The organism is Yersinia sp. KBS0713 (assembly GCF_005937895.2).
Classification (GTDB): Bacteria; Pseudomonadota; Gammaproteobacteria; order Enterobacterales; family Enterobacteriaceae; genus Yersinia; species Yersinia bercovieri.
In genome coordinates this window covers 1,081,004-1,095,940 of the sequence record NZ_CP042173.1, presented here as the reverse complement: position 1 = coordinate 1,095,940, position 14,937 = coordinate 1,081,004, and the positions used below count along the sequence as shown (strand labels likewise).

Here is a 14,937-nt window from a genome sequence, read left to right as displayed (position 1 = left end):
ACTCAGGTGAACCAGAGTTGCCAACACACCTGCAATTTGAAAGATGACGGAGATATCATCTTCTTTCAAACAGTTATCGACAAAAGAGGTACTCAATGAATCTTATCAGCATTCCGGCATTTCAAGACAATTACATTTGGCTATTAGTAGACCCACAAAAACAGTGCGTTATTGTTGATCCCGGTGAATCAGCCCCGGTACTGGCAGCCCTGAGCCAAGGCCAATTCACACCTCAGGCCATCTTACTCACCCATCACCATCACGATCACGTCGGCGGTGTTGCTGATTTACGTCGCCATTTCCCCGACATTCCCGTCTATGGCCCACAGGAAACGGCGAACAAAGGCGCAACAATTATTGTAAATGGGGGTGATGACCTGACAATTGGTGAGCAAAACTACCACGTGATTGCCGTACCCGGCCATACCCTCGGACATATTGCATACTACAGCAAACCTTATCTTTTCTGTGGTGACACCCTATTTTCCGCTGGTTGCGGCAGGTTATTCGAAGGTACGCCAGAGCAAATGTACACGTCAATTCAACAGCTCGCGCAACTCCCTGATGAAACCTTAATTTGCAGCGCGCATGAATATACTCTCGCAAATCTTAAGTTTGCCCGCTCACTGTTACCGTCAGATCAAGATATAGCTACATATCAACAACAAATCATGCAATTACGGGCAAAAAACCTACCTAGCCTACCGGTAAAATTGCAATTTGAGCGTAAAATTAATGTTTTTTTACGCTGTAATGACGTTGATTTACAAAGAGAAATAGGCGTAATTTCGCCACCAGACACACTTGTCTCAGTTTTTTCCGAATTACGCGCCCGGAAAGACCGCTTCTGAGCTTTTAGTTGTGTTTTTTGTCGAAGCAAAGTATGATTGCTCGTCTTTTAAGCAACTACATTGACACACACATGAAGACCAAAGCGATATTACTCGCCTCAGTCTTGCTTGTTGGGTGCCAGACGTCCAAGACGGATGTGAAGGCCCCCGTACAGCATGCACAGAGTTTGTCTTCGGCAGGTCAAGAGAGTGAAGCAGGAGAGTACACAAATAGCGCCCGAGTGGGCAGCGCGCGATGGCTGGATAGTGAAAGTAGTCTCGCGCAGCAAGATTTGTGGAACTTCATTAGCGACGAGCTGAAGATGAAGGTTCCGGAAAATTCCCGGATCCGTGAACAGAAGCAAAAATACTTAAAAAATAAGAGCTATCTCCACGATGTAACATTACGGGCAGAGCCGTACATGTACCTGATAGTCGAGCAGATTAAGAAACGTAAGATGCCGATGGAGCTGGTACTGCTACCCATAGTGGAGAGCGCTTTTGACCCTCACGCGACATCATCCGCCAACGCCGCAGGGCTATGGCAGATAGTGCCGAGTACCGGTCGAAATTATGGCTTAAAACAGAACCAATGGTATGACGGCCGCAGAGATGTGGTTGCTTCTACCAAAGCAGCGCTTGATATGATGGAGCGCCTGAACAAGATGTTTAACGGTGACTGGTTATTAACAGTTGCTGCTTATAACAGCGGTGAAGGCAGAGTCATGCAAGCGGTGAAAGCCAATAAGGCAAAGGGTAAACCGACGAACTTTTGGGCATTGTCGCTTCCACGTGAAACGTCAATTTATGTTCCAAAAATGCTGGCCTTGGGTGACTTAATCAAGAACAGCAAAAAGTACGGTATAACCTTACCTGAACCCGACAAAGACCGTGCATTGGCGCGTGTTGATGTTGGTCAGCAGATACAGCTAACTCAGGCGGCTGAGATGGCGGGGATGTCACTCACAAAGTTGAAATCCTTTAACTCTGGGTATAAGCGCAATGTAACGGCACCTGATGGACACGGTCCTCGTTATATAATGTTGCCGAAAGCCCATGCTGAGCAGCTTAAAGATTCATTGGCAGATACTGATATTGCCGCAGTTCAACCCACTAAACTGGCGCAGAACAGCACAAAATCAGCATCAAGTTCGCAGTATAAAGTTCGTCCCGGCGATACCTTATCTACGATTGCCAAGCGGTTGAATATCAAGACCAGCGATTTGCAGAGTTGGAACAACTTACGTGCCAAGAGCACCTTAAAAGTTGGGCAAACCCTGCAACTGGCAAGCAATACAACCAGCAACAGCATCACCTATCAAGTTCGTAAAGGTGATTCCTTTGCCAGTATTGCCAAGCGTCACGGTGTAGACACCAATGATGTGATGCGATGGAATTCGGTAGTCAGCAAAGCTAATAATTTACAGCCAGGCTTAAAATTGACGTTGTTCGTTGACGGCAAATCGACCCCGGATACGTAGAGCTAGAATCGCTATTAAAGCTGTTAAAAAGCACCCTTCGGGGTGCTTTTTTTATGGCTCGAATTCAACCAGAAGTGGGTTGTGATCGGAGGCTCGAGTCACCAGTACTGATGCATCAGCCAGCGTTAGTCCGCGATAAAATACAAAATCAAGGGGCCGACCAAAAGCACGACTGCGAAGATCAGTGCGGAACTTCACCTCATCCAGACCCGCATCTTGGGCAAAACGCTGCAAAGCATTAACCCGCTGACGACTCCAGGCGTTGAAATCTCCCGCCAAAATAACCGGACCGCGATGCATCGCAATTTGTTCACCAATGGGCTCGAGTTGTTTACTGTAGACATCGACGCCAAGGCTGAAATTCACGGCATGAATATTCACTACCATTAATAAGCGGCCATCATGGATTGGGTAAACGGTGACTAATGCCGATTTAGACAAGCGCAGTAGTGGCTCACGCTCACGTAATGGGCAGCAGTAGACTGGGTGAGTAGCCGCTAACGTCATGACGCCAGAGGGGTGCTGAGGCAACGCAAAAGCGGGAACCTGATCTGCGGCCTGATAATGGGACGTAGCGAACCTCACCAGCTCGGGTGTTGTTTGTGCTTCTTGCAGTAACATCAACTGAGCATCACGCCCGAACTCTTTGAGAACAGAGAGCCACTCAGCGCGCTGTTGCTTAAAGATATTCCACACCATCACACGCAGGAACTCAGATGTAGGCAATGGTGCACCAGGCGGTAACCCCTGCCCCAACTGCGTTGCTGAGCCAGGGAAAATCTGTTCAACCGGTTGACCTGCAACATACCGCATTGCATATGTTCGTTTCGGCACTTTGATAGCCTATTCCTTATTCGAAATCACGATGGCTTTTGAGGTAACTGCCGCCGATGCTTTACTGATTATACGCCCAGATGTTGCACTCAGTAATCTCTTTTACCCACGGCATCACTTTGATATAGGGATGCGCAAGGAAGATTCAATTTATGTAATTCATAATGCACTAATAAACCGTCAAGCGATAAAAAACCCACAAACTGAACGGCAAAAGATCCTTCCCCTCTTGGTGATAGCAATACTTGATTTATAATCAATAGTATTATGTCTAATACCGCATTTTTTGTTGATAACACTCTTGCCATAATTCACTCAGTTCTTCATCGAGCCGATAATATATGCCGTTATGGCCGATAGAGAATTCTCAATCACAGCTAAAGATAAGACCATTATCAGCAAAACAAGGAATTATAATGAGTGTACCTGTATTCGGCCTGGGAACTTTCCGCCTTCAAGATCAAGTTGTTATTGATTCCGTTAGCCAAGCGTTGAAATTGGGCTATCGCGCTATTGATACAGCACAAATCTATGAAAATGAAGCAGCCATTGGCCAAGCTATCGCACAAAGTGGTATCAAACGTGATGAGCTATTCATCACCACCAAAATCTGGATTGCTAATTTAGCGCAAGGAAAATTGATTCCTAGTCTGCAAGAGAGCTTGCAGAAGCTGAAAACCGACTATGTGGACTTAACATTAATTCACTGGCCATCACCAAATGATGAAATCTCTGTTGATGAATTTATGGCTGAGCTAATGAAGGCCAAAGAGATGGGATTAACGCGTCAGATTGGGATTTCTAATTTCACCATTGATCTAATGAAACAGGCAATTGCGGCGGTAGGCGCAGAGGCCATTGCGACCAATCAGATCGAGCTATCGCCTCTATTACAGAATAGAAAAGTGGTTGAATTTACAAAGGAAAATGGCATTGCAATTACCTCTTACATGACTCTAGCCTATGGTAAAGCATTGGAAGAGCCGGTCATCAAAGTGATTGCTGAACAACATGGCGCAACCCCCGCACAAGTCATTTTAAGCTGGGCGATGCAATTGGGCTACAGCGTTATCCCGTCATCAACCAAAGAGGCTAATTTGGCCAGTAATTTACTGGCACAGAAGTTGCGCTTAAGCGCAAAGGATATGGCACTAATCGCAACGTTGGATCAGGGGGAACGTCAGGTTAGCCCCGATGGTCTGGCACCAAAGTGGGACGTGTAGCTCGCTAAGTACAAACTGAACCCCACTTTTTCGTGGGGTTTTGTCTTTTTAGCGACCACAGGTCACGCGAACGCAATGTTTTTCCTGCCAGCCGTAAGGATAGCCATTTTTACTTTTACACATAGCAAAAACCCCACGCTTTTGGCATGGGGTTTCGGCTTAATTTGATGCCTGGCAGTGTCCTACTCTCGCATGGGGAGACCCCACACTACCATCGGCGCTACGGCGTTTCACTTCTGAGTTCGGCATGGGATCAGGTGGGACCACCGCGCTATGGCCGCCAGGCAAATTCTGTCTTAACTCACCCGCTTCACGATAATATATCGTGCAGCCAGTCAGTCCAATCTCGGAACTTCGCTGAAAATCTCTCTCTCAAACCACCAAAACACCTTTGGTGTTGTAAGGTTAAGCCTCACGGATCATTAGTACTGGTTAGCTCAATGCATCGCTGCACTTACACACCCAGCCTATCAACGTCATAGTCTTTAACGTTCCTTCAGGGGGCTTAAAGCCCCAGGGAAGACTCATCTCGAGGCAAGTTTCCCGCTTAGATGCTTTCAGCGGTTATCTCTTCCGAATTTAGCTACCGGGCAATGCCATTGGCATGACAACCCGAACACCAGTGATTCGTCCACTCCGGTCCTCTCGTACTAGGAGCAGCCCCTCTCAATCTTCCAACGCCCACGGCAGATAGGGACCGAACTGTCTCACGACGTTCTAAACCCAGCTCGCGTACCACTTTAAATGGCGAACAGCCATACCCTTGGGACCTACTTCAGCCCCAGGATGTGATGAGCCGACATCGAGGTGCCAAACACCGCCGTCGATATGAACTCTTGGGCGGTATCAGCCTGTTATCCCCGGAGTACCTTTTATCCGTTGAGCGATGGCCCTTCCATTCAGAACCACCGGATCACTAAGACCTACTTTCGTACCTGCTCGAGCCGTCACTCTCGCAGTCAAGCTAGCTTATGCCTTTGCACTAACCTCACGATGTCCGACCGTGATTAGCTAACCTTCGTGCTCCTCCGTTACTCTTTGGGAGGAGACCGCCCCAGTCAAACTACCCACCAGACACTGTCCTCACCCCAGATTATGGGGCCGAGTTAGAACATCAAACATTAAAGGGTGGTATTTCAAGGTTGGCTCCATGCAGACTGGCGTCCACACTTCAATGCCTCCCACCTATCCTACACATCAAGGCTCAATGTTCAGTGTCAAGCTATAGTAAAGGTTCACGGGGTCTTTCCGTCTTGCCGCGGGTACACTGCATCTTCACAGCGAGTTCAATTTCACTGAGTCTCGGGTGGAGACAGCCTGGCCATCATTACGCCATTCGTGCAGGTCGGAACTTACCCGACAAGGAATTTCGCTACCTTAGGACCGTTATAGTTACGGCCGCCGTTTACTGGGGCTTCGATCAAGAGCTTCGCCTTGCGGCTGACCCCATCAATTAACCTTCCAGCACCGGGCAGGCGTCACACCGTATACGTCCACTTTCGTGTTTGCACAGTGCTGTGTTTTTATTAAACAGTTGCAGCCAGCTGGTATCTGCGACTGGCTTCAGCTCCGAGAGCAAGTCTCTTCACCTAGCGCCAGCGTGCCTTCTCCCGAAGTTACGGCACCATTTTGCCTAGTTCCTTCACCCGAGTTCTCTCAAGCGCCTGAGTATTCTCTACCTGACCACCTGTGTCGGTTTGGGGTACGATTTAATGTTACCTGATGCTTAGAGGCTTTTCCTGGAAGCTTGGCATCAACTACTTCACCACCGTAGTGGCTCGTCATCACACCTCAGCGTTGATAAGCAACCGGATTTACCTGGTCACTCCGCCTACATGCTTAAACCGGGACAACCGTCGCCCGGCTAGCCTAGCCTTCTCCGTCCCCCCTTCGCAGTAACACCAAGTACAGGAATATTAACCTGTTTCCCATCGACTACGCTTTTCAGCCTCGCCTTAGGGGTCGACTCACCCTGCCCCGATTAACGTTGGACAGGAACCCTTGGTCTTCCGGCGTGCGGGTTTTTCACCCGCATTATCGTTACTTATGTCAGCATTCGCACTTCTGATACCTCCAGCAACCCTCACAGGTCACCTTCAACGGCTTACAGAACGCTCCCCTACCCAACGAACGTATCCCTAAGCCAACTCGACTTTATTGGACGCATTGACGTCGCTGTGCTCCGTCAATCATTATCCACATCATCAAATTGTCTTGGGTGATACGTTCGCTGCCGCAGCTTCGGTGCATGGTTTAGCCCCGTTACATCTTCCGCGCAGGCCGACTCGACCAGTGAGCTATTACGCTTTCTTTAAATGATGGCTGCTTCTAAGCCAACATCCTGGCTGTCTGTGCCTTCCCACATCGTTTCCCACTTAACCATGACTTTGGGACCTTAGCTGGCGGTCTGGGTTGTTTCCCTCTTCACGACGGACGTTAGCACCCGCCGTGTGTCTCCCGTGATAACATTCTTCGGTATTCGGAGTTTGCATCGGTTTGGTAAGTCGGGATGACCCCCTAGCCGAAACAGTGCTCTACCCCCGAAGATGAGTTCACGAGGCGCTACCTAAATAGCTTTCGGGGAGAACCAGCTATCTCCCGGTTTGATTGGCCTTTCACCCCCAGCCACAAGTCATCCGCTAATTTTTCAACATTAGTCGGTTCGGTCCTCCAGTTAGTGTTACCCAACCTTCAACCTGCCCATGGCTAGATCACCGGGTTTCGGGTCTATACCTTGCAACTAGACGCCCAGTTAAGACTCGGTTTCCCTACGGCTCCCCTATTCGGTTAACCTTGCTACAAAATATAAGTCGCTGACCCATTATACAAAAGGTACGCAGTCACACCACGAAGGTGCTCCCACTGCTTGTACGTACACGGTTTCAGGTTCTATTTCACTCCCCTCGCCGGGGTTCTTTTCGCCTTTCCCTCACGGTACTGGTTCACTATCGGTCAGTCAGGAGTATTTAGCCTTGGAGGATGGTCCCCCCATATTCAGACAGGATGTCACGTGTCCCGCCCTACTCATCGAGTTCACAGAATATGCATTTTTGTGTACGGGACTATCACCCTGTACCGTGCGACTTTCCAGACGCTTCCACTAACACATAAACTGATTCAGACTCTGGGCTCTTCCCCGTTCGCTCGCCGCTACTGGGGGAATCTCGGTTGATTTCTTTTCCTCGGGGTACTTAGATGTTTCAGTTCCCCCGGTTCGCCTTGCATGGCTATGTATTCACCATGCAATAGTGCAACGAATTGCACTGGGTTTCCCCATTCGGGTATCGTCGGTTGTAACGCTTCATATCAGCTTACCGACGCTTTTCGCAGATTAGCACGCCCTTCATCGCCTCTGACTGCCTAGGCATCCACCGTGTACGCTTAGTCGCTTAACCTCACAACCCGAAGGTGTCTTTGCAGACCCTTTGCGTTGCGATTATTTGAGAGACTCTAATACAGGCTACTCCTTATCTCAGTACATCTACGGAGAGATAAGTTTCAGCTGTATTGTTTCAATTTTCAGCTTGTTCCAGATTGTTAAAGAGCAATATCTTAAACACGACTCGTTAAAGTCATCTTTAAGTTATTTTTTAGTTCATAAAGAACCGGTTGATAATGTCTTTCACACATTATCGGATTGGCGTCCCCAAGGGGATTCGAACCCCTGTTACAGCCGTGAAAGGGCAGTGTCCTAGGCCTCTAGACGATGGGGACACGAAATTTGACTCTCGAAGCACTGCTTCGAGAATTTCGTGTAGAGGCGAGAATTTGCCTGCAAATCCGAGCGACTGATGCAGTCAACACTCGATTTTGCGGTGCGCGTCTCACCCATCTACAGCAGGTTACCTTGCTCATTACATTCATCAGACAATCTGTGTGGGCACTGCGCAATGCGTATCGTGAGGTAAGGAGGTGATCCAACCGCAGGTTCCCCTACGGTTACCTTGTTACGACTTCACCCCAGTCATGAATCACAAAGTGGTAAGCGCCCTCCCGAAGGTTAAGCTACCTACTTCTTTTGCAACCCACTCCCATGGTGTGACGGGCGGTGTGTACAAGGCCCGGGAACGTATTCACCGTAGCATTCTGATCTACGATTACTAGCGATTCCGACTTCATGGAGTCGAGTTGCAGACTCCAATCCGGACTACGACAGACTTTATGTGGTCCGCTTGCTCTCGCGAGTTCGCTTCACTTTGTATCTGCCATTGTAGCACGTGTGTAGCCCTACTCGTAAGGGCCATGATGACTTGACGTCATCCCCACCTTCCTCCGGTTTGTCACCGGCAGTCTCCCTTGAGTTCCCACCATTACGTGCTGGCAACAAAGGATAAGGGTTGCGCTCGTTGCGGGACTTAACCCAACATTTCACAACACGAGCTGACGACAGCCATGCAGCACCTGTCTCACAGTTCCCGAAGGCACCGAAGCATCTCTGCTAAGTTCTGTGGATGTCAAGAGTAGGTAAGGTTCTTCGCGTTGCATCGAATTAAACCACATGCTCCACCGCTTGTGCGGGCCCCCGTCAATTCATTTGAGTTTTAACCTTGCGGCCGTACTCCCCAGGCGGTCGACTTAACGCGTTAGCTCCGGAAGCCACGCCTCAAGGGCACAACCTCCAAGTCGACATCGTTTACAGCGTGGACTACCAGGGTATCTAATCCTGTTTGCTCCCCACGCTTTCGCACCTGAGCGTCAGTCTTTGTCCAGGGGGCCGCCTTCGCCACCGGTATTCCTCCAGATCTCTACGCATTTCACCGCTACACCTGGAATTCTACCCCCCTCTACAAGACTCTAGCTTGCCAGTTTCAAATGCAGTTCCCACGTTAAGCGCGGGGATTTCACATCTGACTTAACAAACCGCCTGCGTGCGCTTTACGCCCAGTAATTCCGATTAACGCTTGCACCCTCCGTATTACCGCGGCTGCTGGCACGGAGTTAGCCGGTGCTTCTTCTGCGAGTAACGTCAATCAATCGTGCTATTAACACGACTGCCTTCCTCCTCGCTGAAAGTGCTTTACAACCCGAAGGCCTTCTTCACACACGCGGCATGGCTGCATCAGGCTTGCGCCCATTGTGCAATATTCCCCACTGCTGCCTCCCGTAGGAGTCTGGACCGTGTCTCAGTTCCAGTGTGGCTGGTCATCCTCTCAGACCAGCTAGGGATCGTCGCCTAGGTGAGCCATTACCCCACCTACTAGCTAATCCCATCTGGGTTCATCCGATGGCGTGAGGCCCGAAGGTCCCCCACTTTGCTCTTACGAGGTCATGCGGTATTAGCTACCGTTTCCAGTAGTTATCCCCCTCCATCAGGCAGATCCCCAGACATTACTCACCCGTCCGCCGCTCGCCGGCGAAGTAGTAAACTACTTCCCGCTGCCGCTCGACTTGCATGTGTTAGGCCTGCCGCCAGCGTTCAATCTGAGCCATGATCAAACTCTTCAATTTAAGATTTGTTTGATTTGCTACCGAAGTAGCGATGCTCAAAGATTACTTTCTGCAAATATGCATTCGAACTGAAGTTCAAATGTGTACTGCTTTGGTCACTCTTCAAGACTTTGATATTGCGTCTGCCTGCCGAAACAGGCTTCGATATCGTCTTGCGAGTGCCCACACAGATTGTCTGATAAATTGTTAAAGAGCGTTCGTTACCCGTTGGCTTTTCAGCGAATCTTACGGTAACGCGGGAGGCAGATAATACGCTTTCCCGCCACAGAGTCAATCACTTAATTTCCTCTGCTCTACTCGGCTACTTTGTGAAGTTGCTCACAGCGCCGTGTCGATGGATGCGCATTATAGGGAGCCGCTTCAGAATGGCAAGGGTTTATATTAAAGTTTTTTCCGCTTGATGGTTATTTGAACACAAAGGTCATTTGTGACGCGTTTTTATCGCTTTTGGCAGATCTGCAAGGCTATTTAGCACCCAATCTGCCGCAGCTTCGCCTTCTGCCGTGACTGCTTTGCCGGTGCGCACCAACACTTTAGTACCGATATTTGCTGCTAATGCTGCCTGCATATCTTCAATTTTGTCGCCAACCATATAAGAAGAAGCCATATCGATGTTAATTTCACGTTGCGCTTGCAGTAACATACCTGGCAGTGGCTTACGGCATTCACATGCTTCGCTAAACTCCGCGACACTACCATCGGGATGATGTGGGCAGAAATAGATACCATCCAGATCAACCCCACGATCAGCAAGGGACCAATCCATCCACTCAGTAAGGCTTAAGAATTGTTCTTCGGTAAACATACCGCGTGCAATGCCCGATTGATTGGTGACTAATACCAAAGCAAAACCCATTTCCTTCAATTCACGGCATGCATCAATAACACCGTCTATAAACTGAAAATTGTCAATTTCGTGAACATAACCGTGGTCGACATTAATTGTACCATCACGATCTAAAAATATTGCGGGGACGGGCTGAGTCACTTATCTGCTCCTGAAGGCTGTAAACTCGGTTAGTATCGCATGTTTTATTGCCGATTGAGAATGGAAGAGAATCAGTGTTGCCAGTTGACTTAGCCGTCTAGACGCCTTAACATCCAATCCATACTTCGGTTCTGCTGAAGTTGACTTCATATCTAGCCACGGAAATAACGATAAAATAAGAATAATATGATTAAACTTTCTCACATCAGCAAAGTATTCCAGCAGGGTTCGCGCACGATTACCGCGCTTTCAGACGTGAGCCTACACGTCCCAGCTGGGCAAATTTATGGCGTTATCGGTGCTTCAGGTGCCGGTAAAAGTACACTGATTCGGTGCGCCAATATGCTAGAGCGCCCTACCAGCGGGCAAGTCCTGGTAGATGGTCAAGATCTCACCACCTTATCAGAAGGCCAGTTGACGCGCGCTCGTCGTCAAATTGGCATGATTTTTCAGCATTTTAATTTACTCGCCTCCCGTACCGTGTATGGCAATATCGCGTTGCCGCTTGAATTGGACAACAGATCACGCGCAGATATAAAGAAGAGAGTAACCGAGCTGTTGGATTTAGTCGGCCTGGCTGATAAGCAAGATGCTTACCCCGCGAACTTATCCGGGGGGCAGAAGCAGCGTGTCGCTATTGCTCGCGCACTGGCCAGCAATCCTAAAGTTCTGCTGTGTGATGAAGCCACCAGCGCACTGGATCCGGCAACGACCCGCTCAATTCTGGAATTGCTAAAAGATATCAACCGCCGCTTGGGCCTCACAATTTTGTTGATCACCCATGAAATGGATGTGGTGAAGCGCATCTGTGATCAAGTCGCCGTTATTAGTGACGGTAAATTGATTGAGAAAGATAGTGTCAGCGAAGTGTTCTCTCATCCGAAAACCCCGCTGGCTCAACAATTTATCCAATCAACCCTGCATTTGGATATTCCGGAGGATTACGCCAAGCGTATGACTCAAGAGTCAACGACGGATAGCGTCCCACTGCTGAAACTGGAGTTCACCGGTAAGTCTGTTGATGCGCCGCTGATTTCACAAGCAGTGCGCCGTTTCAACATTGATATCGGGATTCTTAGCTCGCAAATGGATTATGCCGGCGGCGTTAAGTTTGGTGTCATGCTAGCTGAGCTACATGGCGACACTCAAGATGGCCTCGCTGCCATCAAGTTCTTGCAAGATCATCATGTAAAAGTAGAGGTTCTGGGTTATGTCTGAGGCAATGATGTGGTTAATGGGCCGAGGCGTCTGGGAAACTCTAATGATGACTTTTGTCTCCGGTTTCTTTGGCTTTGTTTTGGGGCTACCGGTCGGGGTTCTGCTGTATGTCACCCGTCCTGGGCAAATTATTGCCAACAATAAGATTTACCGAACACTGTCTGGGGTGGTGAATATCTTCCGCTCTATACCTTTCATTATCTTATTGGTGTGGATGATTCCATTTACGCGAATGATAGTCGGTACATCTATTGGTTTGCAGGCCGCGATTGTGCCGTTAACCGTCGGTGCAGCACCCTTTATTGCCCGAATGGTAGAGAACGCCCTGCTGGAGATCCCGTCCGGTTTGGTTGAAGCCGCGCGTGCGATGGGTGCAACGCCGATGCAAATCATTAAAAAGGTGCTGTTGCCTGAAGCCCTTCCAGGCTTGGTCAATGCCGCCACAATTACCCTGATTACCCTGGTAGGCTATTCCGCTATGGGGGGTGCAGTCGGTGCCGGTGGTCTAGGCCAAATCGGTTACCAGTATGGTTACATTGGCTATAACGCCACTGTAATGAATACGGTATTAGTATTATTAGTAATTCTGGTTTATCTAATCCAGCTTAGTGGCGATCGGATTGTAAAAGCCGTTACCCACAAGTAGTTGTTGCCACATAAAGTAGTTGTTGCCACATAAATTATATAGCGACTGCCTCACACAGCGGCGCACCTTAACGAAGGTCTATAGAGGAAGGGATATGTCTTTAAAATTCAAATCTATCGCGGCAGTCAGCGCACTCATTGGTACTCTGGCTCTCGTGGGTTGCGGCCCGGCGGAAAAAGATCCAAACCATATTAAAGTGGGTGTCATTGTGGGTGCTGAGCAACAAGTTGCTGAAGTTGCGCAGAAAGTAGCAAAAGACAAATATGGTCTGGATGTTGAACTGGTCACTTTCAATGACTATGTATTGCCAAACGAAGCACTGAGCAAAGGTGATATTGACCTGAACGCCTTCCAGCATAAACCTTATCTGGATCAGCAAATCAAAGATCGTGGCTACAAGTTGGTTTCCGTAGGTAACTCATTCGTTTACCCGATTGCTGGTTACTCTAAGAAGATCAAATCATTGGAAGAGTTACAACCTGGCTCTCAGGTCGCACTGCCAAACGATCCGACTAACCTGGGCCGTTCTCTGTTACTGCTGCAAAAAGTGGGCCTGATTAAGCTGAAAGAGGGCGTTGGCTTGTTGCCAACCGTGCTGGATGTGGTTGAGAATCCTAAAAATCTGAAACTGGTTGAACTGGAAGCGCCTCAGTTACCACGCTCTTTGGATGACCAACAGATAGCATTGGCCATTATCAACACCACCTATGCAAGCCAGATTGGTCTGACACCTGCGAAAGATGGCCTGTTTGTGGAAGATAAAGAGTCACCTTACGTCAATCTGATCGTGGCCCGCGAAGATAATAAAGATGCGGAAAATGTGAAGAAATTTGTTCAGGCTTACCAGTCTGACGAAGTTTACGACGCAGCAAATAAAGCCTTCAATGGCGGTGCAGTTAAAGGCTGGTAATCATCAATTGGCTATTTTGCTGAATACCACGCTAACTAAATTCAGTGTTTGCTAAATATATTGTAAGACGGGCTATGGCCCGTCTTGTTATTTGCATAATAGATTGCTTCAATAGCGCCTCCTAAATAAAAAGGCTGAGGAATTTCTATGCGTGCGTTACCTCTGTGTCTGTTAGCCCTTTCGCTAACGGGATGCTCCATGCTTCAATCAAAGCCATCCACCACAGAAACCCCGGTTAAACAACCCGCCCCGGTGACTAAAACCAGCCCAACGGTAGCCCCTCGCCCGGCTCCGGTAAAACTTTATAAAAGCGCGGAAGAGCTGGTCGGCAAGCCTTTCCGTGACTTAGGGGAGGTGTCCGGTGAATCTTGCCAATCGACAGTTCAGGACTCTCCACCCAGCATTGCAACCGCCCGCAAAAGAATGCAGACCCGCGCATCTTATATGAAAGCCAATGCAGTCTTGCTCCATGAATGTGAAATACAAAGTGGTGTCCCTGGCTGTTATCAACAAGCGGTATGCCAAGGTTCAGCGCTGAGCGTTTCCTCAAAATGAGTCTGTTCTCCTTTAATCAGATCGGCGTGATCCGTTCACCCTATAAAGAGAAGTTTGCCGTGCCACGGCAACCCGGTTTGATTGAGGATGGCGGGGGTGAGTTACAACTATTAGCACCCTATAATCAGCCGGAGGCCGTGCGGGGCTTATCTGATTTCAGCCATCTATGGGTGATGTTTGTTTTCCATCAAACCATGGATGGCGGCTGGCGCCCGACGGTTCGCCCGCCACGTTTAGGCGGCAATGCCCGAATGGGCGTTTTTGCTACCCGCTCCACTTTTCGCCCTAACCCGATTGGGATGTCTCTGATTGAGCTAAAAGGGGTGCGCTGCCAAGGTGGCGAGGTGATTTTAGCATTGGGCAGTTTGGATCTGGTTGATGGCACGCCAGTGATTGATATCAAGCCCTATCTGCCTTTTGCGGAGAGCCAACCGCAAGCGCGCGCGGGTTTTGCTCAATTAGCGCCTGATGCTAACATGCAGGTTTGCTTCTCCACCACCGCCGAACAGCAGTTAGCACAGCAACAACAACAGTATCCGAATTTGCGGCGTTTCATCACTCAGGTTTTAGCGCAGGACCCGCGTCCCGCCTACCGCAAAGATGATAACGACAACCGCGAGTATGCTGTTCTACTACTGGAATTTAATGTGCGCTGGCGGGTTATGGGCCAACAAACAGAAGTGTTATCCATCGACCCACGTTAAATTTCGCCCTGCTCTCTTTTGACAACCCGTACTCACTGGTAAACTAAACCACTTTTTACTTTTTGGCTGCCTCTACTTGTTGCAGTGCCAATGGAACCAA

11 protein-coding genes, 1 tRNA gene and 3 rRNA genes are annotated in these 14,937 nt (G+C 49.0%); 8 read left to right on the top strand and 7 right to left on the bottom strand.

Translation table 11 applies throughout. The annotated features are described in order from the left end of the window. Positions 1-95 precede the first annotated feature (95 nt). Together gloB and mltD are read left to right on the top strand one after the other, a co-directional pair. Positions 96-851 carry a hydroxyacylglutathione hydrolase gene (gene gloB, locus FFE93_RS05070; protein WP_005275898.1) on the top strand — a complete coding sequence of 252 codons (756 nt, stop codon included), beginning with the start codon at positions 96-98 and terminating at the stop codon, positions 849-851. A 71-nt stretch (positions 852-922) separates the two neighbouring features. Then, complete coding sequence (gene mltD, locus FFE93_RS05065; RefSeq protein WP_138774872.1) at positions 923-2,311, top strand: murein transglycosylase D; 1,389 nt, start codon at positions 923-925, stop codon at positions 2,309-2,311. Positions 2,312-2,362: 51 nt separating this feature from the next. On the opposite strand, the gene FFE93_RS05060 is transcribed toward mltD, so the two are convergent. Together FFE93_RS05060 and FFE93_RS05055 are read right to left on the bottom strand one after the other, a co-directional pair. Next, the gene (locus FFE93_RS05060; RefSeq protein ID WP_071984916.1) at positions 2,363-3,145 is read right to left on the bottom strand and encodes an endonuclease/exonuclease/phosphatase family protein; all 783 of its coding nucleotides are present in this window, start codon (positions 3,143-3,145) and stop codon (positions 2,363-2,365) included. 89 nt (positions 3,146-3,234) lie between these two features. After that, on the bottom strand, positions 3,235-3,453 hold the full coding sequence (locus FFE93_RS05055; protein WP_138774871.1) for a hypothetical protein: 219 nt from the start codon (positions 3,451-3,453) through the stop codon (positions 3,235-3,237). Between the two features lie 108 nt (positions 3,454-3,561). On the opposite strand from FFE93_RS05055, the gene dkgB reads away from it, so the two are divergent. After that, positions 3,562-4,368, top strand: coding sequence for a 2,5-didehydrogluconate reductase DkgB (dkgB, locus tag FFE93_RS05050; protein ID WP_138774870.1), 807 nt, complete (start codon positions 3,562-3,564; stop codon positions 4,366-4,368). Between the two features lie 169 nt (positions 4,369-4,537). On the opposite strand, the gene rrf is transcribed toward dkgB, so the two are convergent. From rrf to gmhB, 5 genes are all read right to left on the bottom strand, one after another. Further along, positions 4,538-4,653 (bottom strand): 5S ribosomal RNA (gene rrf, locus FFE93_RS05045). 116 nt (positions 4,654-4,769) lie between these two features. Then, positions 4,770-7,763: ribosomal RNA gene (locus tag FFE93_RS05040) — 23S ribosomal RNA — on the bottom strand. Positions 7,764-8,006: 243 nt separating this feature from the next. Then, positions 8,007-8,082: transfer RNA gene (locus FFE93_RS05035), tRNA-Glu, on the bottom strand. A gap of 191 nt (positions 8,083-8,273) precedes the next feature. After that, a 16S ribosomal RNA gene (locus FFE93_RS05030) occupies positions 8,274-9,816 on the bottom strand. The 16S, 23S and 5S rRNA genes sit together here with 1 tRNA gene alongside, the layout of an rRNA operon. A gap of 421 nt (positions 9,817-10,237) precedes the next feature. Then, entirely contained in the window at positions 10,238-10,804 is a 567-nt protein-coding gene (gene gmhB, locus FFE93_RS05020) for a D-glycero-beta-D-manno-heptose 1,7-bisphosphate 7-phosphatase (RefSeq protein ID WP_005276178.1), read from the bottom strand. A 186-nt stretch (positions 10,805-10,990) separates the two neighbouring features. On the opposite strand from gmhB, the gene metN reads away from it, so the two are divergent. The 5 genes from metN to tsaA all read left to right on the top strand — a co-directional run bounded on the left by metN (position 10,991) and on the right by tsaA (position 14,837). Next, positions 10,991-12,022, top strand: coding sequence for a methionine ABC transporter ATP-binding protein MetN (gene metN, locus FFE93_RS05015; protein ID WP_138774869.1), 1,032 nt, complete (start codon positions 10,991-10,993; stop codon positions 12,020-12,022). Beyond that, entirely contained in the window at positions 12,015-12,668 is a 654-nt protein-coding gene (locus FFE93_RS05010) for a methionine ABC transporter permease MetI (RefSeq protein WP_032813821.1), read from the top strand. Before metN ends, FFE93_RS05010 begins: the two co-directional genes overlap by 8 nt. Before the next feature lie 94 nt (positions 12,669-12,762). Continuing rightward, on the top strand, positions 12,763-13,578 hold the full coding sequence (locus tag FFE93_RS05005; protein WP_005276171.1) for a MetQ/NlpA family lipoprotein: 816 nt from the start codon (positions 12,763-12,765) through the stop codon (positions 13,576-13,578). A 147-nt stretch (positions 13,579-13,725) separates the two neighbouring features. After that, complete coding sequence (gene rcsF, locus FFE93_RS05000) at positions 13,726-14,133, top strand: Rcs stress response system protein RcsF (RefSeq protein ID WP_032898247.1); 408 nt, start codon at positions 13,726-13,728, stop codon at positions 14,131-14,133. Next, a complete protein-coding gene (gene tsaA, locus FFE93_RS04995) occupies positions 14,130-14,837 on the top strand; it encodes a tRNA (N6-threonylcarbamoyladenosine(37)-N6)-methyltransferase TrmO (RefSeq protein WP_032898246.1) in 708 nt (235 codons plus the stop codon). Before rcsF ends, tsaA begins: the two co-directional genes overlap by 4 nt. Positions 14,838-14,937 lie beyond the last annotated feature (100 nt).

Coding starts and splice junctions, on each gene's coding strand:
- gloB (WP_005275898.1), top strand. CDS start 96: ATGAATCTTATCAGCATTCCGGCATTTCAAGACAATTACATTTGGCTA.
- mltD (WP_138774872.1), top strand. CDS start 923: ATGAAGACCAAAGCGATATTACTCGCCTCAGTCTTGCTTGTTGGGTGC.
- FFE93_RS05055 (WP_138774871.1), bottom strand. CDS start 3,453: ATGGCAAGAGTGTTATCAACAAAAAATGCGGTATTAGACATAATACTA.
- dkgB (WP_138774870.1), top strand. CDS start 3,562: ATGAGTGTACCTGTATTCGGCCTGGGAACTTTCCGCCTTCAAGATCAA.
- metN (WP_138774869.1), top strand. CDS start 10,991: ATGATTAAACTTTCTCACATCAGCAAAGTATTCCAGCAGGGTTCGCGC.
- FFE93_RS05010 (WP_032813821.1), top strand. CDS start 12,015: ATGTCTGAGGCAATGATGTGGTTAATGGGCCGAGGCGTCTGGGAAACT.
- FFE93_RS05005 (WP_005276171.1), top strand. CDS start 12,763: ATGTCTTTAAAATTCAAATCTATCGCGGCAGTCAGCGCACTCATTGGT.
- rcsF (WP_032898247.1), top strand. CDS start 13,726: ATGCGTGCGTTACCTCTGTGTCTGTTAGCCCTTTCGCTAACGGGATGC.
- tsaA (WP_032898246.1), top strand. CDS start 14,130: ATGAGTCTGTTCTCCTTTAATCAGATCGGCGTGATCCGTTCACCCTAT.